Source organism: Marivibrio halodurans, from assembly GCF_017963645.1.
Taxonomy (GTDB): Bacteria; Pseudomonadota; Alphaproteobacteria; order UBA8366; family Aestuariispiraceae; genus Marivibrio; species Marivibrio halodurans.
On record NZ_JAGMWN010000001.1, the window covers coordinates 646,916 to 667,379 of the forward strand.

Annotated in this window: 17 protein-coding genes; 6 read left to right on the forward strand and 11 right to left on the reverse strand. The window is 66.8% G+C overall.

Translation table 11 applies throughout. The annotated features are described in order from the left end of the window. Nucleotides 1-13: 13 nt before the first annotated feature. From KAJ83_RS02910 to glyA, 3 genes are all read right to left on the reverse strand, one after another. Nucleotides 14-634: a DUF1007 family protein gene (locus KAJ83_RS02910; protein WP_210680503.1), complete on the reverse strand. Its 621-nt coding sequence runs from the start codon at nt 632-634 to the stop codon at nt 14-16. Between the two features lie 124 nt (nt 635-758). Continuing rightward, nucleotides 759-1,241: a transcriptional regulator NrdR gene (nrdR, locus tag KAJ83_RS02915; protein WP_210680504.1), complete on the reverse strand. Its 483-nt coding sequence runs from the start codon at nt 1,239-1,241 to the stop codon at nt 759-761. A gap of 33 nt (nt 1,242-1,274) precedes the next feature. After that, entirely contained in the window at nt 1,275-2,588 is a 1,314-nt protein-coding gene (gene glyA / locus KAJ83_RS02920; RefSeq protein WP_210680505.1) for a serine hydroxymethyltransferase, read from the reverse strand. 642 nt (nt 2,589-3,230) lie between these two features. Between glyA and KAJ83_RS02925 the strand changes: the two genes are divergently transcribed. Further along, complete coding sequence (locus tag KAJ83_RS02925) at nt 3,231-3,689, forward strand: Ros/MucR family transcriptional regulator (RefSeq protein WP_210680506.1); 459 nt, start codon at nt 3,231-3,233, stop codon at nt 3,687-3,689. A 7-nt stretch (nt 3,690-3,696) separates the two neighbouring features. Here KAJ83_RS02925 and KAJ83_RS19475 read toward each other — a convergent pair whose 3' ends face one another. Further along, the gene (locus tag KAJ83_RS19475; protein ID WP_210680507.1) at nt 3,697-5,676 is read right to left on the reverse strand and encodes a tetratricopeptide repeat-containing sulfotransferase family protein; all 1,980 of its coding nucleotides are present in this window, start codon (nt 5,674-5,676) and stop codon (nt 3,697-3,699) included. Between the two features lie 182 nt (nt 5,677-5,858). Between KAJ83_RS19475 and KAJ83_RS02935 the strand changes: the two genes are divergently transcribed. Together KAJ83_RS02935 and KAJ83_RS02940 are read left to right on the forward strand one after the other, a co-directional pair. After that, nucleotides 5,859-7,259, forward strand: a complete 1,401-nt coding sequence (locus KAJ83_RS02935) for a cytochrome ubiquinol oxidase subunit I (protein WP_210680508.1) — start codon at nt 5,859-5,861, stop codon at nt 7,257-7,259. A gap of 16 nt (nt 7,260-7,275) precedes the next feature. After that, complete coding sequence (locus tag KAJ83_RS02940) at nt 7,276-8,292, forward strand: cytochrome d ubiquinol oxidase subunit II (RefSeq protein ID WP_210680509.1); 1,017 nt, start codon at nt 7,276-7,278, stop codon at nt 8,290-8,292. Between the two features lie 37 nt (nt 8,293-8,329). Here the strand turns inward: KAJ83_RS02940 and KAJ83_RS02945 are convergent, their stop codons facing one another. After that, nucleotides 8,330-8,617, reverse strand: coding sequence for a DUF6898 family protein (locus KAJ83_RS02945; RefSeq protein WP_210680510.1), 288 nt, complete (start codon nt 8,615-8,617; stop codon nt 8,330-8,332). Between the two features lie 215 nt (nt 8,618-8,832). On the opposite strand from KAJ83_RS02945, the gene KAJ83_RS02950 reads away from it, so the two are divergent. Then, a complete protein-coding gene (locus KAJ83_RS02950; RefSeq protein WP_210680511.1) occupies nt 8,833-10,026 on the forward strand; it encodes an acyl-CoA dehydrogenase in 1,194 nt (397 codons plus the stop codon). Between the two features lie 124 nt (nt 10,027-10,150). Further along, nucleotides 10,151-11,095 (forward strand): DMT family transporter, encoded by a 945-nt coding sequence (locus KAJ83_RS02955; protein ID WP_210680512.1) that lies wholly within the window; start codon nt 10,151-10,153, stop codon nt 11,093-11,095. Between the two features lie 64 nt (nt 11,096-11,159). On the opposite strand, the gene KAJ83_RS02960 is transcribed toward KAJ83_RS02955, so the two are convergent. The 3 genes from KAJ83_RS02960 to KAJ83_RS02970 all read right to left on the reverse strand — a co-directional run bounded on the left by KAJ83_RS02960 (nt 11,160) and on the right by KAJ83_RS02970 (nt 16,044). Further along, nucleotides 11,160-12,566, reverse strand: coding sequence for a DEAD/DEAH box helicase (locus KAJ83_RS02960; RefSeq protein ID WP_343221924.1), 1,407 nt, complete (start codon nt 12,564-12,566; stop codon nt 11,160-11,162). Between the two features lie 302 nt (nt 12,567-12,868). After that, on the reverse strand, nt 12,869-13,351 hold the full coding sequence (locus KAJ83_RS02965; protein ID WP_210680513.1) for a DUF192 domain-containing protein: 483 nt from the start codon (nt 13,349-13,351) through the stop codon (nt 12,869-12,871). A gap of 26 nt (nt 13,352-13,377) precedes the next feature. Beyond that, nucleotides 13,378-16,044, reverse strand: coding sequence for a valine--tRNA ligase (locus tag KAJ83_RS02970; RefSeq protein ID WP_210680514.1), 2,667 nt, complete (start codon nt 16,042-16,044; stop codon nt 13,378-13,380). Between the two features lie 184 nt (nt 16,045-16,228). On the opposite strand from KAJ83_RS02970, the gene KAJ83_RS02975 reads away from it, so the two are divergent. Next, nucleotides 16,229-16,636 (forward strand): GFA family protein, encoded by a 408-nt coding sequence (locus KAJ83_RS02975; protein WP_210680515.1) that lies wholly within the window; start codon nt 16,229-16,231, stop codon nt 16,634-16,636. A gap of 13 nt (nt 16,637-16,649) precedes the next feature. Here KAJ83_RS02975 and KAJ83_RS02980 read toward each other — a convergent pair whose 3' ends face one another. The 3 genes from KAJ83_RS02980 to KAJ83_RS02990 form a co-directional block, all read right to left on the reverse strand. Next, the gene (locus KAJ83_RS02980; protein WP_210680516.1) at nt 16,650-17,204 is read right to left on the reverse strand and encodes a nucleoside 2-deoxyribosyltransferase; all 555 of its coding nucleotides are present in this window, start codon (nt 17,202-17,204) and stop codon (nt 16,650-16,652) included. Then, nucleotides 17,201-17,983 (reverse strand): 3'(2'),5'-bisphosphate nucleotidase CysQ, encoded by a 783-nt coding sequence (gene cysQ / locus KAJ83_RS02985; RefSeq protein WP_210680517.1) that lies wholly within the window; start codon nt 17,981-17,983, stop codon nt 17,201-17,203. Before cysQ ends, KAJ83_RS02980 begins: the two co-directional genes overlap by 4 nt. 63 nt (nt 17,984-18,046) lie before the next feature. Then, nucleotides 18,047-20,392: a xanthine dehydrogenase family protein molybdopterin-binding subunit gene (locus KAJ83_RS02990; protein ID WP_210680518.1), complete on the reverse strand. Its 2,346-nt coding sequence runs from the start codon at nt 20,390-20,392 to the stop codon at nt 18,047-18,049. Nucleotides 20,393-20,464 lie beyond the last annotated feature (72 nt).

Below are 20,464 nucleotides of genomic sequence, written 5' to 3' on the forward strand. Positions count from 1 at the left end.
TCCCGTTCTCCGCTCACGACCGCGCGGGCGCGCAGTCGAAGCGAGCCAGCGGCGGATTGAAGGCACCGTAATAGAGAGACGTGCTCTCGTCCCGCCCGATGGTCACGACGCAGGAGAAAGGCGCATCCTCCACCACGCGGACCGGCGCGGCCTTCTCCGCGAATTCGAGGCTGATATAATACTCCGGATCGTAGAGGGAGAGCGTGACCGACGTCGCCACCGGATCGGTCGGCTCATCGAAGGCCAGCGTCAGTTCGTAGGTCACCGTCCCGTCATCCGGAGAGATCCGAACATCGAAATCGTCGGTCGCGCGTACCGGCCAGGGCTCCCCATCAACCCGGACATCCGTGAACCAGCCGACCGCCGACAGGCCCGCGAAGGCCCCGTCGCGCATCGCCCGTCTTTCCTCCGTGTCGAAACGACCGTCGTCGTTCCAGTCGAAATCCTCGTAAAGCACGGTGCTGAAGAAAGGATCGAAGGACCAGTCGAGGCGTACGCCCGTCACTTTTCCATCCGTCTGGGTCAGAACCGCCTCGGCCAGGATCCAGACATGCGGATGGGCGCGCGCGACACCCGCCGACACCGCAAGCAGGAACATCGCCCCAATTATAAGGATCGGGATACGCGCCGCCATCGCCCGCCGCTCTCCACCATCGTCCGTCACAGAGTGGATGATGACGAACCCGCCCAAGAAGAACCACGCGCCAATCGTCGCGGATCAGGGCCCCGAGGATGCCCCGGCACCCCCGGATCTCGCGTCAATCGTCCAAGGGTCCGATCCGCTCCCGGTCGCGTTCGACGTCGCGCTCGATGAACTCCGAGAAGTCCTTGGCCTCCCGGAAGTTCTTATAGACCGAGGCGAAGCGGACATAGGCGACCTGATCGAGCTGGAGCAGCGCCTCCATCACGAGTTGGCCGACGGTCTGCGCCGGAATCTCGCTCTCCCCGGAGGATTCGAGCCGGCGCACGATCGAATTCACGACACGCTCCACCCGCTCCAATTCGACGTTCCGCTTGCGAAGCGCGATCTGCATCGAGCGGATGAGCTTGTCGCGGTCGAAGGGCTCCCGCACCCCGCCGGATTTGATGACGGTCAGTTCGCGAAGCTGCACCCGTTCGAAGGTGGTGAAGCGGGCACCGCAATTCTGACAGAGCCGGCGCCGCCGGATCGCCGAGTTGTCCTCGGTCGGGCGGGAGTCCTTCACCTGCGTGTCGTCATGCTGACAGAACGGGCACTTCATCGTCCGATGTCCTTACCAGTGGCGGAATGCGTCTCAGCCATAGGGCCGATCATAGAGCGGGAAGCGGCGGCACAGCGCGGTCACGCGCTCATGCACGGACGCTTCCACGGCGCCATTGTCCTCGCGATTGGCGGCGAGGCCGTCCAGCACCTCGATGATCAACTGGCCGACCTGACGGAACTCCGCCTCGCCGAAGCCGCGCGTGGTGCCGGCCGGCGTACCCAGGCGCACGCCGCTGGTGATCATCGGCTTCTCCGGATCGAAGGGAATGCCGTTCTTGTTGCAGGTGATGCCGGCACGCTCCAGGCTCTTCTCGGCGATATTGCCGGTCAAACCCTTCGGCCGCAGATCGACCAGCATCAGATGCGTGTCGGTACCGCCGGAGACGATATCCAAACCGCCCGCGACCAGCGTCTGGGACAGCATCTTGGCGTTATTCACGATCGCCTGGGCATAGGCCTTGAACTCGGGCTTCAGCGCCTCTCCGAACCCCACGGCCTTGCCGGCGATCACATGCATCAGCGGACCGCCCTGAAGACCGGGGAAGATGGCGGAATTGATCTTCTTCGCCAGCGCCTCGTCATTGGTCAGGATCAGGCCGCCGCGCGTGCAGCGCAGGGTCTTGTGCGTCGTCGATGTCGCGACATGCGCATGGTCGAGCGGGTTGGGATGCACCCCGCCCGCGACGAGACCGGCGAAATGCGCCATATCGACCATCAGATAGGCCCCGACGGAATCCGCGATTTCCCGGAACCGCTTGAAATCGATGACGCGCGGATAGGCGGACCCGCCGGCCACGATGACCTTCGGCTTGTGCTCCTTCGCCAGACGCTCGACCTCGTCGAAATCGATCAGCGCATCGTCCTCGCGCACATGATATTGCACGGCATTGAACCACTTGCCCGACTGGTTCGGCGCCGCGCCGTGGGTCAGGTGGCCACCGGCATCCAGCGACAGGCCGAGGAAGGTGTCCCCCGGCTGCATCAGCGCGAAGAAAACCGCCTGGTTGGCCTGCGCGCCCGAATGCGCCTGGACGTTGGCGAAGTCGCAGCCGAAGAGCTTCTTGGCGCGCTCGATCGCGAGGTCCTCGACCACATCGACGCACTCGCACCCACCATAATAGCGCCGGCCGGGATAGCCTTCCGCGTACTTGTTGGTGTTAACGGAACCAACGGCCTGCATCACCGCCCGGCTGACGATATTTTCGGACGCGATCAGTTCGATCCCATCGTTCTGACGCGTCAATTCCCCGGTAAGGGCACGAAACACATCCGGGTCGCTCTCCTCGAGCGGGCTGTCGAAGAACCCGGTGAAGCCATAAAGATCGGTCGCGGTTGCACTGGCCATAACGTCGTCTTGCCTTTCACTGGAGAAATCCGTCCGGCACCTTGTCGGCGAGGCTGCCGGCCACCCCCGTCATATCCGCCGGGCATATCCACCGGCGCGTTCCATGCCGGCGCGCCCTCCTCCTAACCCACGGCCCGCCAAACCGCCATCACGCCCGCGTCACCGATCGGTTCCGGCGCGTCATGCCACGCGACGCACCCAATCCGGTCCGGCCGAGGAGCCGGGATCGGAAGGGTCGAGCTTCACGGATTGGGCGAGCACCGCCCCAGGTCATCGTCCCCTCTTGCCCTCCTTCGATTAGCATAGGCCACCCGTCGATTCCAGTCCGTCCTACCAATCCTCGTGCGATCGAACAGCACAAGCCACCACTCCTTGAGTAGCGCCTCCCCCTCGTCTTGACGCGAGGCGAGTCTCCAAGGTCCGTCACGAGGTCGAATTGGATGAGATGTTTCGATGCACCACCACATGATGTAGTGACAGGAGTCAGGTTTCTCCCGATATTTAGATTTTCTCAGCATTATTTCGTCGGAATTTTCCAGGATCACTTGGAAGACCGATATCCAATTGCGCTTATTACTGGTTTCTGCTTGAATTCGACTCCGTTGGGCGGGATACGAGCAGTCTGATCGAGGGGGGTAGAGCATGCAGGATGTGGAGTTGGATCGGGACACGCGTCCGACGCGTGCCGACCTGCTGACGATGACGTCACGGATCGTCGCGGCCTATGCGGGGCGGAACGATATCGGCGCCGGCGATCTCCCCGGCCTGATCCGGTCGGTCTATGGCTGTCTCGACCGCCATGCGGAGGGCGTGACGACCGCGCAAGCCGAACCGGAAGCCCCCCGCAAGGCGGCGATCCCGATCAACCGGTCCGTCACACCCGATTACCTCGTCTGCCTCGAGGACGGGAAGCGCCTCAAGATGCTGAAACGACATCTGCGCGCGGCCTATGGGCTGACCCCGGAGGAGTATCGCGCCAAATGGGGCCTGCCGCCGGACTATCCGATGGTCGCTCCGAATTACGCCGCCGAACGCTCGGCCTTCGCGAAGAAGATCGGCCTCGGCCGGAACAGCGACGCCGGCGGCCGCACCGCGCACTGAGGGACGCTCAACCGGCCGGATAGCCTAGCCGTTCGGCCGTTTCCGCCAGAATGTCCGTCCAGCCCGCAGGGAGTATCCCGGCGTAGCGCCGCCAGCGCCCCACGCCGCGATCCGTGATCGGCCCCGCCACCTGGGCATAGCTCGCGGTTCGCGCCGCGCCCATGTCCGCCGCCTCGTCGAGTATGGCGGGATCGGGCCGTAGATTCAGGGCGCGCTGCAGATCCGCGAAGGCGCGCACGGGATCGGCGATCAGATCCTCGAAGACCACGGTTTCGATATGCGCGCCGGTGCATGCCACGAGGTCGGACAGCATCGCCTCCAGCCGCGCGACCATATGCGCGGCCTCTTCCAGATCGACGAAGGGCGCCGTCGCGGCCGTCAGGCGGAAATCCTGCAGGAAGCAACTGAGCGCCACGTCGCGCGGGTCGCGGACAAGGCGCAGGATCGGCGCCCCGGGATAAAGCGCGGTGATCATCGCCAGCCGCTCGGCATTGAACGGATGCTGGTCGAGCAACAGGGCGCCGTCCGCGCTGGCCGCCGCCTCATAGGCGGTGCCGAGGCGCTGGCGCCACGCCTCGCGCGCCGTCTCCCGCGCGCGCGCCGCCAACTCGGACGAAAGCGCCATGACGCAGTCGGGATAGCGTTTGCCCGTCTCCTTCTCGACCAGCGCCACGGCGCGCTCGATCGCCGACGTCTCCACCGCCACCGTCACCGCGGCATGCCGACCAAGCCGGTCCCCCACCAGGGTCGTGCCGGAACGCGGCATTCCGATCAGGAAGACAGGCCGTGGCCCCTTCGGTGCGCGTGTGGGCGGTGATGGGGCGGGTGGGGGCGGGGCGCGCTGGACGAGGCTCATGCGCTCGATCGCGGCGAGCGCGGCCTCCATCGCCTCCAACCGCGCGGCCCGGTCGCCGCGCATACGGACCACATGCGGCGGACGCGCCGCCAGTGCATTGGCCCGCACGGCATGCTCCAGCGCATCGGCCGGCCGGCCGGTCGCCTCGGCCAGGCGCGCGGCCTCGAACTGAAGACCCATGCTCTCCGCCGCGCCAGCCTCCACCAGCAGCCCGTCGATCAGTCCGCGCGCCCTGTCCATCTCGCCACCGCGCCGCGCCAGCACCGCCATCATCAGCCGCGCGACACGGTCCTTCGGATCGAGGGAGAGGGCCTTGTCCGCCGCCGCGCTGGCCGCCGCCAAATCGTTCTCCCGTTCGTGGAGCCCGGCAGCGCGAGCCCAAAGGGCGGCGACCTCGCGCTCCCCCTCAACACCGCGTTCGGTGCCGAGCGCGCGGTCGAGCCATTCACGGCACCCGGCACCATTGCGCAACGCCTGCTGGGTGGCCGCGATCTCCAGCGCCAGCGCGCGTTGCCGCGACCCGCCGTCCCACGCCGCCATCAGATGCCGCAGCGCCTCCTCCGCCCGCCGCGCACGGCGCAACAGGGTGCCGGCGGTTCGGTGGATCGCCAGGGCTTGCGGATCGAGGGTTTGCGCCTTCGCCACGGCGGCAAGCGCGTCCTCCAGCCGGTTGAGACCGCCCAGCGCCTCGGCCCGAAGGCGGAATGCCTCCGCCCGTTCCCGCGCGCCCAGGCGGGTTTCCTGGGCCAGCGCGTCGAGCGCCGGCAAGGCCCTGTCATAGGCGCCGGCCCGCAAGGCCGCGACCGCGACATTCATCGCCGCGTTGGCGCCCGGCGCGCGGGCGCGCGCCGCCTCGAACCGCGCCAGGGCCGCCGCCGGCTCCCCCATCGCCAATAACGCGGAGCCGAGGGCCGCCATCGCCTTCGCGTGCTCGGGGTCCAACCGCAGACATGCCTCCAGCCGGTCGCGCGCGGTCTCCGCCTCGCCCGCATGCAGCGCGATGAAGCCCAGCCCGTAATGGAGCCGCGCGCTGCCCCCATCGCGATCCTCGACCGCCTCGTAAAGCGCGCGAGCACGCGCCATCTCGCCCGCGCGCACCGCCGCCTCCGCCGCGTCCAAGGTCGCCGTCAACGCCTCGCTCCACCGCCCGTTATTTGGTTCAGAAGACGCGATAACAGAATAGACGACCCCGGATTTCAAGCGCCGGGGCACCGCGAGCCTGCGTCACTGTGCCTACTTCGAGGACTTGCCCGGCCTAAGGATGGCGTCTACCTCTAGAAAAGGTGGTTTGGTTGACCTAATCGAGGACTGCCATGGAACTCGACGCCCTGACGCTCGCGCGCATCCAGTTCGGCGCCAACATATCGTTCCATATCCTTTTCCCGACGATCACCATCGCGCTCGGCTGGTTTCTGCTTTTCTTCAAGCTCGCCTATAGCCGCACCGGCGACATGAAGTGGATGGAGAGCTATTTCCTCTTCGTGAAGATCTTCGCGCTCAGTTTCGCGATGGGCGTCGTCTCCGGCATCACGATGAGCTTCCAGTTCGGCACCAACTGGCCCGGCTTCATGGAAACCGTCGGCAATATCGCCGGGCCTTTGCTGGCCTACGAGGTACTGACGGCCTTCTTCCTGGAGGCGGTGTTCCTCGGCATCATGCTGTTCGGTTTCCGCCGGGTGAAACCCTGGATCCATACCATGGCGACGGTGCTGGTCGCGCTGGGGACCACGGTATCGGCCTTTTGGATCCTGGTATTGAACAGCTGGATGCATACCCCCGTCGGGTTCGAGATGCGCGACGGCGTCGCGCACGCGACCGACTGGCTCGCGATCCTCTTCAACCCCTCCATGCCCTATCGGCTGGTACATATGCTGCTGGCCTCGGGGCTGACGGCCGCCTTCCTGGTAGCCGGCGTCTCCGCCTTCCGCTGGTTGATCGGCCGCCGGGAGCCGAGCGTCATGGCGGCGCTGAAAACCGGCGTCGCCGTTGCCGCCGTGCTGATCCCGCTGCAGATTCTCGCGGGCGATATGCACGGCCTCAATACGCTCGAGCATCAGCCGCAGAAGGTCGCCGCCATGGAGGGCAATTGGGAGACGGGAACGAACGTTCCCCTTCTGCTCTTCGCCTATCCGGACGTGTCCGCGCAGGAGAACCTGTTCGAATTCGCCGTGCCCGACGGCGCCAGTTGGATACTGACCCACGAGGCCGCCGGCGAGGTGCCGGGCCTGAAGGATTTCGTGGCGGAAGACGGCACGGCGCTTCACCCGCCGGTCCTGCCCGTCTTCTACGGCTTCCGGGTCATGGTCGGCATCGGGCTGCTGATGCTCGCCGTCTCCTGGATCGCCGCCTTCCGCTTGTTCCGCGGGCGCCGGGAGGTGCCGCGCCCCCTCGGCTGGGTGCTGGTGGGCATGACATTCTCCGGCTGGGTCGCGACCCTGGCCGGCTGGTACGTGACCGAGATCGGCCGCCAGCCCTGGCTGGTGACCGGCGTGCTGCGCACCGAGGAGGCGGCGAGCGACGTGGCCGCGCCGGTGATCGCGGGCTCCCTCACCCTTTATCTCGCCGTCTATGCAGTGCTGATCCTGGCCTATATCGGGACGATCGCGCATATCGCCCGGAAATCCGGCGGCAACGAGGAAGGCCGCGACCGCAGCCCGGTCGCGCTGCCCGGCGCGCACCAGCCCGACGGCTACCACCCCGATCCGGCGGAATGACAAAAGGGAGGAGAGGATGAGCGATTTCCTGGCCGACCCCAATCAATGGCTGCCCTTCACCTTCGCCGCCCTGATGGGGCTTTCGATCCTGATCTATGTCGTGCTCGACGGTTTCGACCTGGGCGTGGGGACGCTGTTCGCGGTCGCCGCCGACGATGGCGAGAAGGACCGGATGATCGCCAGCATCGGCCCCTTCTGGGACGCGAACGAGACGTGGCTCGTGCTCGCGGTCGGGCTTCTGCTGGTGGCCTTTCCGGTGGCGCACGGGGTGATCCTCTCGACCCTCTACGTGCCGGTCGCGCTGATGCTGATCGGGTTGATCCTGCGCGGTGTCAGCTTCGATTTCCGGGCGAAGGTCCGGCCGCCGCACAAGCGGTACTGGAACCGTGCCTTCCTGGTGGGCTCCCTGATGACGGGGCTGTCGCAGGGCTTCATGCTCGGCCTTTATATCATGGGGTTGGAGGTGACCGCCTGGACGCTGGCTTTCGCCGGCCTGACCGCGATCTGCCTGACGGCGGGCTATGCCTTCATCGGCGCCTGTTGGCTGATCCATAAGATGGAGGACGCGCTGCAGCGCAAGGCGGTCGCCTGGGCGAAGCGATTGGCCTGGTTCGTCGCCGCCGGCTTCATCGCGATCTCCCTGGCGAGCCCGCTGGTCAGCCCGCGCATCTTCGACAAATGGTTCAGCTTTCCGGAAATCGCGCTGCTGGCCCCGCTGCCGATGCTGGCGACCGGCCTCTTCATCTGGTTGATGATGAAACTGGCGCGCCTGCCGGCCCCCGACGACCGGGGCAGTCTCGGCCCCTTCGCCATCGCCATCGCGCTGTTCGTGCTGTGCTTCGCGGGGTTGGCCTACAGCTTCTACCCCTATGTCGTACCGGATCGCCTGACCATCTACGACAGCGCCAGCGCGCCGGAGAGCCTCGCCATCATGCTGGTCGGCACGCTTTTCGTGCTGCCGGTGATCGCCGGCTATTCGGCCTTCAGCTATTATGTCTTCCGGGGCAAGGCGACGGATCTCAGCTACGATTGACGGCGCATGGTGGGCATCCCCCGCTGCGCGTCGTCGTCTATAGATCCCAACCGCTCGGCGGGTCGGGGCGGCGGTTGGCGCCGCCGCGTCCCCGGCGGCGGGCGACAGCGTCGGCATGCTTGCGCTCCACCATGCGTTCCAGCTTGCGGACGACGAGACGACTGAGCTCGCTCTCCGCGACGGCGGGGTCGCCGACGATCGACACTTCCTCGAAGGTCACCGGATCGACGGCGGAAACCTTCACATAGCCACCCTGGCCCACGAACTCGATGATCGCGCCTTGGGGCAGGATGAAGGGATCGGCATGGGGTGCGTGCTTGGCCATGGGCGGCAGTGTATGTCCGCCGTTCCTTCCCGGCGAAGGGAAAAGACGATCCCACGACCGCGTTTCGGGAAAGACGCGGAGCGCGCCCGAGGCTTTCCCGCCCCCGCCCCATGACCTATCCTCCGTCCAGTCGGGATTGCCAATATTTCAAGCTTGAAATATCAAGGGTCGCCGACCGGCACCGACCTTAGATCCGCGCGGGGAGTAGAGACGAGATGAGCGATCGCAAGAAGGCCCACTTCGAATGGGCGGACCCGTTCCTGCTGGAGGACCAGCTCTCCGAGGAGGAACGGATGATCCGGGACAGCGCGCACGCCTACTGCCAGGAAAAGCTGATGCCGCGCGTGCTGGAGGCCAACCGGCATGAGCGCTTCGATCGCGAGATCATGACGGAGATGGGGGCGCTCGGCCTGCTGGGCATGACGATCCCGGAGGAATATGGCTGCGCCGGGGTCAATTACACGACCTACGGTCTCGTCGCGCGCGAGGTGGAGCGGGTCGACAGCGGCTATCGCTCCGCCATGTCGGTGCAAAGCTCCCTCGTCATGCATCCGATCCATGCCTACGGCACGGAGGAACAGCGCCGGAAGTACCTGCCCAAGCTCGCCAGCGGCGAATGGGTCGGCTGTTTCGGCCTGACGGAGCCCGATCACGGCTCCGACCCCGGCAACATGGCGACCCGGGCGAAGAAGGTCGATGGCGGCTACAAGATTTCCGGCGCCAAGAACTGGATCACCAATTCGCCGATCGCCGATGTCTGCGTCGTCTGGGCGAAGACGGAGGACGGCGCGATTCGCGGCTTCGTCCTGGAACGCGGCATGAAGGGGCTGGAGACACCGAAGATCGAGGGCAAGTTCAGCCTGCGCGCTTCCATCACCGGCATGATCATGATGGACGACGTCTTCGTGCCGGAAGAGAACCTGCTGCCGAATGTCAGCGGCCTCAAGGGGCCGTTCGGCTGCCTCAACAACGCGCGCTACGGCATCGCCTGGGGCGCGCTGGGCGCGGCGGAATTCTGCTGGACCCAGGCGCGGGACTATACCCTGGATCGCAAGCAGTTCGGCCGGCCACTCGCCGCCAACCAGTTGATCCAGAAGAAGCTCGCCGATATGCAGACGGAAATCGCCATCGGTCTGCAGGGCTGCCTGCGCGCCGGGCGCCTGAAGGACGAGGATAGCTGCCCGCCGGAACTGATCTCGCTGATCAAGCGCAATAGCTGCGGCAAGGCGCTGGATATCGCCCGGCAGGCCCGTGACATGCACGGCGGCAACGGCATTTCCGACGAATATCACGTGATCCGCCATGTCATGAACCTGGAGGCGGTGAATACCTACGAGGGCACGCACGATATCCATGCCCTCATCCTCGGCCGCGCGCAGACGGGCTTGCAGGCCTTCACCGGCGCCTGAGCGCGCACACCGCTTTCAGCCCCTTCCCTCCTCCGCCGCGCCCGGAAGAGGGAGATACATGGCGCTACCCGCCTCCGTGACGGGCGGCGATGGAGGTTCCTTCCCTTTCACGGCGGATCGCCCGATGTCCTCGCCCTTTGCCTCGATCCCACGCCGCGCGTGGGTGCTGCTTCCGCTCCTCGCCTGCTGCTGGGGCGCGACATGGCCGATGATGAAGATCGGTACGGCCGAGATTCCCGTACTGACCTTCCGGGCCCTGACGGCGGTGATCGCCGGCGCGGCGTTGATGATCGCGACCGCGGCGCGCTACCGGACGGTGCTGCCCCGGCGGGACGAGTGGGGGCGCCTTCTGCTGTGCGCGCCGATCAATGTGACGGCTTGGTTCTATTTCTCGGCGCTGGCCGTCACCCTGTTGCCGGCGGGGCGGGCGGCGCTGCTGGCCTATACCATGCCGCTATGGGCCTTCATCATCGGGGTTCTGTTCCTGAAGGAACCGATCCTGAAACGCCGCGTGCTGGGCGTCGTCGCCGGGGTCGGCGCGATCCTGCTGATGGCCTGGGACGGGATAGAGGGCGCGGTCGGCCGCGCCGCCGAGACGGCATGGGGAATGCCGACGGGAATCCTGGCCATCACCGCGGCCGCGATCGCCTGGTCCATCGGATCGACGCTTCAGAAGGAAGTTCGCTTCGAAAGCCCCGTCATGCCGATCGCGGCGTGGCAATTGGCGATCGGCGCGATTCCGCTGACGGCGCTCGCGCTCGTGCTGGAGCCGTTGGATTGGGTCGGGGCCGTCGGGACGGGGCCGCTGCTCGCGACCCTGGGCGTCTCGCTGATCAGTCAGGCGACGGGCATGTGGATCTGGTTCACCATGCTCCAGATCACCTCGATGGCCTTCGCCTCGCTCGCGGTGCTGGCCGTGCCGCTGGTCGGCATGGGGTTGAGCGCGGCCTTCCTGGGCGAGCCGCTCGGCCTCGTCGAGATGGCCGGCTTCCTGTTGATCACCGTGGGGCTCGCCACGGTCCTGCCACTCGACCGGCTGTTCGGCCGGCGGCGCCCGCCGCCGGCCTGACAGTCGAGAGGATCAGGGGGCGCATACCCTCCGCGCAGATCAGGGGGCGCATGCCCCCCGCGCATCAGGCCGCGTGACGCGGACGACGACGCGGACGATCGCCGGCATTCTCCGCCTTGGGTGCGTTCTGCTGATGTCCGGCATTCGGACGATCGGCCTTGCGCACCGGCTTCTGCCCCGGCTTGGCGTTCTGGGGGCGGGCCTGCTTTTGCATGTTGCCCGAATTGCCGTTGCCGCCGCCGGCCGCATTCGCATCGCCGCCCTTGCCGCCACGACGGCGACGGTTGCCCCGGCCGGACTTGCCCGGTTTGGCGCCACCGCCCTGGCCCCTGGCCGGACGGGGATCGTTCGCCGGATCGACCAGCGCGCGCTTCAACAGCTTCTCGATATCCGTCAGCTTGCCGAACTCATCCGGCCCGCAGAAGGAAATCGCGCGGCCGTCATTGCCGGCCCGCGCCGTGCGGCCGATGCGGTGGACATAGGCCTCCGGCTCCATCGGCAGATCGTAGTTGATGACATGGCTGACGCCGTCGACATCGATGCCCCGCGCGGCGATATCCGTCGCCACCAGCACCCGCGCCTGCCCCCGGCGGAAGCGGGCCAGCGCACGTTCGCGTTGCGACTGGCTCTTGTTGCCGTGCAGCGCGTCGGCCGGAATGCCATCGCGGTCGAGTTGCTGGGCCAGTTTGTTGGCGCCGTGCTTGGTACGGGTGAAGACGATCACGCGGCTCATCGCGTTGTCGTTCAGCATCTCGTTCAGCAGGCCGCGCTTCTTCGAGCCCTCGACGAAGACCACGGATTGCTCGATCCGCTCGACGGGAACGGAGGCGGGCGTCACCTCGATCCGACGCGGCTCGTGCAACATCTCGGCGGCCAGCGTCTCCACCTCCTTCGTCATGGTGGCGGAGAAGAACTGCGTCAGGCGGTCGGAACGCGTCGCCGCGACGATCTTCCTGACATCGCGCACGAAGCCCATGTCGAGCATCCGGTCGGCCTCGTCCAGCACCAGATATTCGACATCGTCGAGCGCGACCAAACGCTGGTTCATCAGGTCCATCAACCGGCCCGGGCAGGCGGTCAGGATATCGACACCCCGGCTCAACGCCTTCGCCTGGCCATGCTGGCTGACGCCGCCGATCACGACGGAATGGCGGATATTGAGGAACTTGGAATAGGTCCGCACCGACTGGTCGATCTGCAGCGCGAGTTCGCGCGTCGGCGCCAGGATCAGCGCACGCGGACGCTTCGGATGCACCTTCGCCTTGTCGGCGACGAGATGCTGCAGCAGCGGCAGGGTGAAGGCCGCCGTCTTGCCGGTGCCGGTCTGGGCGATACCCAGGACGTCATGGCCTTCCAGCACGACGGGAACCGCCTGCGCCTGAATGGGGGTGGGGTTTTTGTGGTCCGCCGCGGCGAGCGCGCGCAGCAGGTCCTCAATCAGGCCGAGGGATTTGAAGGAGATATCGGTCACTTTATCTATCGTCTTTCCAACACCAAGCACGATCCGACGGCGCCCATATCTCGGGTCGCCATCCGGCGTATTACGCAGATCGCCCACCCGGCCGGTCCCGAATGGACCGTCACGCGGCGGGACGCGGATCACCGGCGTCCAGGGCCGTCATCCACGCGCACTTGGATGGAACGGGATTGTTTTCATGAAGGGCCACCGCATCGAACACTTGATCGAGGATTGAACCGACGAATAAAGCGCGACGTGCGCTTGCGGCTGGCCTGATGGGCGGTACATGCGCCCATTCGCGCATGATTGCAAGGTTAATCGGTGACCGCCGTTCCGAACATCGCATGCAGCACGCGGTCCCCGGGCTCTATCCCGAGACGTTGGGCCGTACCGCCCTTCAGTTCCAGGACCGCCAGCACCCGGCCCTTGGACGGGCGCGGCGTGCGGGTGTGAGGGGCGGCGCGTTCGATGATGCTTTCGATCTCGCCATCCTTCTCGATGAACAGCATGTCGAGCGGGACATAGGTATTGCGCATCCACATGGAGACGCGCTGCTCCCGCCCGTAATCGAACAACATACCGCGATCCGGCGCCATCTCGCGCACGAACATCAGGCCATAGCCACGCTCCGCGTTGGTACGCGCGATTTCGATATCGAACCCATGGCTCTCGCCCGACGCCGTCTCTATGGCGAGCGTGTCGGTCGCGAAATCCGGCCTCTCCTCCTCCTGCTGCGCCAGGACGAGGGACGGCAGGGCGCAGAGCACGATCAGGAAGGCGGCGATAAGACGGCGCATGGCCTTCTCCCTTTCCCCCCTCGCCGTCAGCCCGCCTGCCGGACGCGTTCCAGCGCCTCGGCCAGCTTCGCGCGCTGGGCCTGTTCCTCGGCGAGGCGGTCGCGATTCTCCGCCACGACCGCATCCGGCGCCTTGGCGAGGAAACTCTGATTCGCCAGCTTCTTCTCGATCTTGGCGATTTCCCCCTCGGTCTTGGCGATTTCCTTCTCCAGCCGCTTGCGCTCGGCGCCGAGGTCGATCACCTCGGCGAGCGGAATGGCAAGCGTCGCCTCGTCCAGGATGAGCTGGGCGGAGCCCTTCGCCGGCTCGGTCGGAAATTCGAACCCGTCGATGCGGGCCAGACGGCCAATCAGTGCCTCGTGCCGGGTGAGCCACCCCTTCGCCTCGTCGCGCATGTCGAGGCAATGGACCTGCACCTGCGCGCCCGCCGGCACGTTCATCTCCGAGCGCACGGAGCGCACGGCGGAAATGAAGCGCACGACCCAGTCCATTTCCTTGTCCGCGTCCGCATCGACCAGGGCTTCGGCCCCGTCCTCCGGCCAATGGGCGCGGATCAGCGGATCGGCCTCGGCCCCCGCCTCGCCCTTCAGATGCACCCACAGTTCGGCCGTGATGAAGGGCGCCACGGGATGCATCAGACGCAGCGTCCGCTCCAGCACGAAGGCGGCGGTGGCGCGCGTCTCCGCCTGGGCGGCCGCGTCCTCGCCGGAGAAGAGCGGTTTCGCGAACTCCAGATACCAATCGCAGAAGGTATGCCACAGGAACTGATAGACCGCGCCGGCCGCATCGTTGAAGCGATAGCTTTCCAACGCCGCCGTCACGGCGTCCCGCGTCCGGCCAAGCTCACCCAAAATCCAGCGGTTGAGCGTCTGCCCAGCCGCCTTCGGGTCATAGGTCGGGTCGAGACGGCATTCGTTCATCTCGCAGAAGCGCGCGGCGTTCCAGAGCTTCGTCATGAAGTTCCGGTAGCCCTCCACCCGATCCTCGGAAAGCTTGATATCGCGCCCCGCCGCCGCCAGCGCCGTCAGCGTGAAGCGCAGCGAATCCGCCCCGAACTTGTCCATCAGGTCGAGGGGGTCGATGACGTTGCCCTTCGACTTCGACATCTTCTGGCCCTTCTCGTCCCGGACCAGCGCATGGACATAGACGGTGTGGAAGGGCTCCTCCTCCATGAAATGGTCGCCCATCATCATCATGCGCGCGACCCAGAAGAAGATGATATCGAACCCGGTGACCAGCACATCGGTCGGATAGTGCCGGGCGAGCACATCCGTCTTCTCCGGCCAGCCCAGCGTCGAGAAGGGCCACAGCGCGGAGGAGAACCATGTATCCAGCACGTCCTCGTCCTGGGACAGCGCGACCGGCTTGCCGTAATGCGCCTCGGCTTTCGTCCGCGCCTCGTCCTCGGTCATGGCGACGAAGATCTCGCCGTCCGGGCCGTACCATGCCGGAATGCGGTGCCCCCACCAGAGTTGGCGCGACACGCACCAGGGCTGGATGTTGCGCATCCATTCGTAATAGGTCTTGCTCCAGTTCCCGGGCACGAACTTGGTGCGCCCCTGCTCGACCGAGGCGATCGCGGCCTTGGCGAGTTCCTTCGCGTCGACGAACCACTGCTTCGTCAGATAGGGCTCGATCGGCACGCCGCCCCGGTCGCCATAGGGGACCGAATGGCGGATCTTCTCCTCCCCGACCAGTAGCCCCTCGGCCTCCAGATCGGCCAGCACCGCCTTGCGCGCCTCGAAACGGTCGAGGCCGCGATATTTCTCCGGCGCGTTGTCGTTGATCCGCGCATCGACCGTCAGGATATTGATCATCTCCAGATCGTGGCGGCGGCCGACCTCGAAATCGTTGAAGTCGTGGGCCGGCGTCATCTTCACCGCGCCCGTCCCCTGCTCCGGGTCGGCATAGTCGTCGGCGACGATCGGGATACGGCGGCCGACCAGCGGCAGGATGCAGTGCTTGCCGATCAGATGGGCATAGCGTTCGTCCTCCGGATGCACGGCGACGCCGCTATCGCCCAGCATGGTTTCCGGCCGGGTGGTGGCGACGGTGAGGAAGGTGCCCTCCGCGCCCTCCACCGGGTATTTGATCGACCACATGGAGCCGTCGGCCTCCACCTGCTGCACCTCCAGGTCGGAGATCGCGGTCTCGAAGGCCGGGTCCCAGTTGACGAGGCGCTGGTCGCGATAGATCAGCCCCTGCCCGTGCAGCGTCACGAAGACGTGCCGGACGGCGTCCGACAGCCCCTCGTCCATGGTGAAGCGCTCGCGGCTCCAATCGCAGCTCGCGCCCAGGCGGCGAAGCTGGTTCAGGATCACGCCGCCGGATTCGGCCTTCCAGTCCCAGACACGCTCGATGAACTTCTCGCGGCCCATGTCGCGCCGGCCCTCGTTCCCCTCGGCGGCCAGCTTGCGCTCCACCACCATCTGGGTGGCGATGCCGGCATGGTCGGTGCCCGGCTGCCAGAGCACATCATAGCCGCCCATCCGCTTATAGCGGCAGAGCACGTCCTGCAGCGTATTGTTGAGCGCATGGCCCATATGAAGGGAGCCGGTGACGTTCGGCGGCGGAATGACGATGGTGAAGGGCGTCGCGTCGGGCCGGCCGCCGGGCTTGAAATAGCCCCCGTCCTCCCATTGGCGGTAGTGCTTGTCCTCGATCGCCCGCGGCGAATAAGTCTTGTCCAGCATCGTGCTCGCTCATCCCGCTTTTTCGCGCCGTCTCGCGCCTTCTCCCGGCGTTTATACGGCTCGCGCGCGGATGGTCAAACCCGGCGGGGCGATTGCCGCATCGCCCGACGCGACACGGGCCGTTATGCTGCCGCCGGAGCGGCAGGCTCGACCGTTCGACGATGCAAGGGAAAAGGACACGGCCATGACGAAGGACGGCGGGAACATGACCGGCGGCTGCCTGTGCGGGGCCCTGCGCTATCGCATCAACGGGCCGCCGCGGGGCGATGTGGTGCATTGTCACTGCACGCTCTGCCGGCGCGCGTCGGGGGCGGTCGCGGTCACCTGGCTTACCGTCGCGCGCGGGGATTTCACCTGGGTCGCGGGCACGCCCGCGCTCTATCGCAGTTCCGCGAAGGGCACGCGGGAATTCTGCCCCATCTGCGGCACGCCCGTCACTTTCCGGCACGCCGATTACGCGGACGAGATCGACATCAGCGTCGGTTCCCTCGACCGGCCGGAGGATGTGCCGGCCAGCCTGCATATCTGGACCGACACGCGGCTGCCCTGGCTCGCCCTCGACACGCATCTGCCGGACCGGAAGCGGGAATAGCGCCGGTGCGCCCTCACCCCCCGGACAGCGCGGAGAGACGGCGCAAACAGGCCTCGAACGCCCGGAAATCCCAATAGGGGTCGCCGTCGCCCCCATCCGGCGGCGTCTCGATCCCGCCGCCGTCGCTATCGTGGACCGCGCCTTCCAGCATCAGATTGTCCGCCATGTCGAACCGCTCTATGGCGAGGCCATCCGCATCGCGCTCCCCCGCGTTCGATTCACCGCCCTCCAACCGGTCGGCCAGCAGACCGGGGCGACAGCTATAGGCGAGGCACGGCTTACCCTGCGCGCGCATATAGCCCAGTTCGAACGCCGTGCCGGGATCGGCATGCGGCCCGCGAAAGGGGGTCAGGTTGGCGATGATCGCCTCCGCCCGGTCCATCATCGCGATATCGGCGCGATAGATCGCGAGGCCGTGGGCATGCGCCGCCAGCCCCGCCCCCGGAACATCGGCATCCAGGGGAAACAGCCCCTCATGCCCGTGATCGGCGCAGAGCGCGGCCTTGGCGCGGCCGATCGCCTCCGCCTCGCGATGGAAGACCTCGGGACCGGCGAGATAGATCCTCACGGCCGCAAGCCGCCCCAGGCGACGAAATGGGGATTCTCGAAGATCGCGTTCTTGGCATAGGCGAAGGGGGTGCCGTCGGTCTCGGTCACCAGCCCGCCGGCCGCCTCCAGCACCGCCTGACCGGCGCCGGTATCCCATTCCATGGTGCGCCCGAAACGGGGATAGAGATCGGCCTCCCCCGCCGCGACCTTGCAGAATTTCAGGCTGCTGCCGGCATTCGCCATCTCGGCGATGGGACGTCCCTGGAGAAACTGCTGGATCTCGGCCGGATCGCCGTGCCGGCGGCTGGCGATGACCGTCAGGCCGTCCGCCGGCGGCTCGCGCACGGCAATCGGCTCGGCGCCCCCTTCGTCCACCGCGCGCCAAGCGCCCGTGCCGACCAGACCGGAATAGAGCGTCCCCAGCGCCGGGGCCAGCACCACGCCCAGGACGGGGCGCCGCCCCTCGATCAACGCGATATTGACGGTGAACTCCCCGTTGCGGTTCAGGAACTCCTTCGTGCCGTCCAGCGGATCGACCAGCCAGAAGGGGCCGTCCCCGACATCCGGTATGTTGCCGGCGGCGGCCGCTTCCTCCGCCACCACGGGGATATCCGGCGCGAGGCGTCGAAGCGCGGACACGATCAGGGCCTCCGCCGCCTCGTCCGCGTCGGTGACGGGGGAGTTGTCGTCCTTCGTGCGCGCGTCGAAATCGGTGGCGTAGATCGCCATGATCGCCGCGCCCGCCTGCCGCGCGATATCGGATATCCCGTCGAGCAGGGCTTTCCGGTCGGATGTCATCTCGTCTCCTTAAGATCGGGCAAGCGGGCAGTCCGGCCCGCCGGGAAAGCGGATACCGGGCCGTCAGGCGGCCTTCGACCCGGCGGCGCGCCCATCGCGGATCAGGCGCCATATCTTCTCCCGCGTCGCCGGCATGTCGACATGGCTGACGCCGAAGGGACGCAGCGCATCCACGACCGCGTTCATCGCGGCGGGCGGGGCACCGATGGCGCCCGCCTCGCCCGCGCCCTTGATGCCGAGCGGATTGGTCGTGCAGGGCGCGTCCTCGAAATAATGGAAATCGACGAAGGGCACGTCGTCGGCGCGCGGCATGGTATAATCCATGAAGGATCCGGTCAGAAGCTGACCCGATTCCGTGTCATAGGCGGTATATTCCAGGAGCGCCTGCCCCAGCCCCTGGGCCACGCCGCCATGCACCTGCCCCGCCAGCAGCAGCGGGTTCAGCACGGTGCCGAAATCGTCGACCACGGTGTGATCGACGACGGTGACGACGCCGGTATCCGCGTCAATCTCCACCTCGCAGACATGGCAGCCATTGGGGAAGGTCTGCGCCGCCGCCTTGTGGTCGGCCTCGCCGTCCAGGCCGGGTGCCTCCCCGGCCGGCAGCTTGTCCGGATCGTGCGCGGCCGCCGCCACGTCGCGGAAAGGCACCGTGCGATCGGTCCCCTTCACCGTGAAGGCGCCATCCAGATAGTCGATATCATCGGCCGCGGCCTCCAGCAGCAGGCCGGCGATCCGCTTGCCCTTCTCGATCAGCGCGTCGCCGGCATCGCGCACGGCGACGCCCCCCTCGGGGATAGAACGGGAACCACCGGTCCCGCCCCCCTTCCGGATCAGGTCGGTGTCGCCCTGGACGACGTCGATATCGGCGATATCCAGGCCCAGCCCATCGGCGATGATCTGCTTATAGGCGGTCTCGTGCCCCTGCCCGTTCGACTGGGTGCCGATGAAGAGCGTGACCCGCCCCGCCGCCGAGGCGCGAAGCGTCGCGCGCTCCCCCGGCCCCGCGCCGCAGCATTCGATGTAATAGGCCGTGCCGAGACCGCGCAACTTGCCCGCCGCCTCCGCCTTACGGCGGCGTTCCGGGAAACCGGCGGCGTCCGCGATCTCCAGCGCGCGGTCCATGTTGCGGGCGAAAAGACCGCTGTCATAGGTCGTGGCGAGCGGCGTGGCATAGGGCATCGCCTCCGGGGCGATGAAGTTGCGCCGGCGCAGGTCCGCCGCGTCGACGCCAAGGTCGATGGCGGCCTTGTCCACCAGCCGCTCGAGCAGATAGCTCACCTCCGGCCGGCCGGCGCCGCGATAGGCGTCGACGGGTACGGTGTTGGTGAAAAGTCCCTGCACCTCGACATGGATCGCGGGCGTGCGATAGACGCCGACCATCATCTTCGACCCGCAGGCCGTCGGCACGAAAACCCCAAAATTGGAGAGATAGGCGCCGAGATTGGCCTTGGTATGGACCTTCAGGCCCGTGAAGTTCAGATCGGCGTCGAGGGCGAGCTTAACCGTCGAAACCTGATCGCGCCCATGGCTGTCGGAGAGGAAGCCGTCGGCCGAACGCTCCGCCGTCCATTTGACCGGCCGGCCGATGCGTTTCGCGGCCAGCATGACCAGCGGCTGCTCCGGATAGAGGAAGATCTTCATGCCGAACCCGCCGCCAACATCGGGCGTCACCACCCGCACCTGTTCCGACGGCACGTCGAAGATCGTCTTGGCCAATTGGCGGCGCAGGCCATGCACGCCCTGGGTCCCGGTGTGAAGGGTGTACTTCCCGTCCGCATAGGCGCCGATGGCGACCCGCCCCTCCATCGAATTCACGATCAGGCGATTGTTGACGAGCTTGAGCTCGACGACATGCGCGGCCTCCGCCAGCGCGGCATCGGCCGCCGCCTCGTCCCCCAAATCCCAGGTCAGCGCGGTGTTGCGCGGTGCCTCGTCCCATACCCGGGGACTGTCGGCCGCGTCGGCGTCGTCCAGGTCGATCTGCGCCGGCAGTTCGTCATAGTCCACCATCACCAGATCGGCGGCATCACGAGCCTGGGCCAGCGTCTCCGCGACAACGAAGGCCACGGGGTCGCCGACATGACGCACCCGTTCGGTCGGCAGGACGGGGCGCGGCGGCTCCACGATGTCGCTGCCGTCCTTGTTCTTGAGCGGGATCAGATTGGGGATGGTGCCGAGACCGGCCGCCTTCACATCGGCGCCGGTGATGATATCCAGCACGCCGGGCGCGGCCCGTGCTTCCTCGATATCGATGGAGGTGATCCGGCCATGCGCGATGGGGGACCGGACGACCGCCGCATGGGCCTGCCCCGGCAGGTCGATATCGTCGGTATAGGTGCCCTCGCCGGTCAGGAACCGCTGATCCTCCGTCCGCGTGATGGCCTGACCGATACCGAACTGTCCCATCGTCCGCCACTCCTTCGCACCTGCAAAAAACCCAGGGGACTTTAGCGCCGGGGCGGGCGAGGTCAATCGCCG

Coding starts and splice junctions, on each gene's coding strand:
- KAJ83_RS02910 (WP_210680503.1), bottom strand. CDS start 634: ATGGCGGCGCGTATCCCGATCCTTATAATTGGGGCGATGTTCCTGCTT.
- nrdR (WP_210680504.1), bottom strand. CDS start 1,241: ATGAAGTGCCCGTTCTGTCAGCATGACGACACGCAGGTGAAGGACTCC.
- glyA (WP_210680505.1), bottom strand. CDS start 2,588: ATGGCCAGTGCAACCGCGACCGATCTTTATGGCTTCACCGGGTTCTTC.
- KAJ83_RS02925 (WP_210680506.1), top strand. CDS start 3,231: ATGCAGGATGTGGAGTTGGATCGGGACACGCGTCCGACGCGTGCCGAC.
- KAJ83_RS02935 (WP_210680508.1), top strand. CDS start 5,859: ATGGAACTCGACGCCCTGACGCTCGCGCGCATCCAGTTCGGCGCCAAC.
- KAJ83_RS02940 (WP_210680509.1), top strand. CDS start 7,276: ATGAGCGATTTCCTGGCCGACCCCAATCAATGGCTGCCCTTCACCTTC.
- KAJ83_RS02945 (WP_210680510.1), bottom strand. CDS start 8,617: ATGGCCAAGCACGCACCCCATGCCGATCCCTTCATCCTGCCCCAAGGC.
- KAJ83_RS02950 (WP_210680511.1), top strand. CDS start 8,833: ATGAGCGATCGCAAGAAGGCCCACTTCGAATGGGCGGACCCGTTCCTG.
- KAJ83_RS02955 (WP_210680512.1), top strand. CDS start 10,151: ATGTCCTCGCCCTTTGCCTCGATCCCACGCCGCGCGTGGGTGCTGCTT.
- KAJ83_RS02965 (WP_210680513.1), bottom strand. CDS start 13,351: ATGCGCCGTCTTATCGCCGCCTTCCTGATCGTGCTCTGCGCCCTGCCG.
- KAJ83_RS02970 (WP_210680514.1), bottom strand. CDS start 16,044: ATGCTGGACAAGACTTATTCGCCGCGGGCGATCGAGGACAAGCACTAC.
- KAJ83_RS02975 (WP_210680515.1), top strand. CDS start 16,229: ATGACGAAGGACGGCGGGAACATGACCGGCGGCTGCCTGTGCGGGGCC.
- cysQ (WP_210680517.1), bottom strand. CDS start 17,983: ATGACATCCGACCGGAAAGCCCTGCTCGACGGGATATCCGATATCGCG.
- KAJ83_RS02990 (WP_210680518.1), bottom strand. CDS start 20,392: ATGGGACAGTTCGGTATCGGTCAGGCCATCACGCGGACGGAGGATCAG.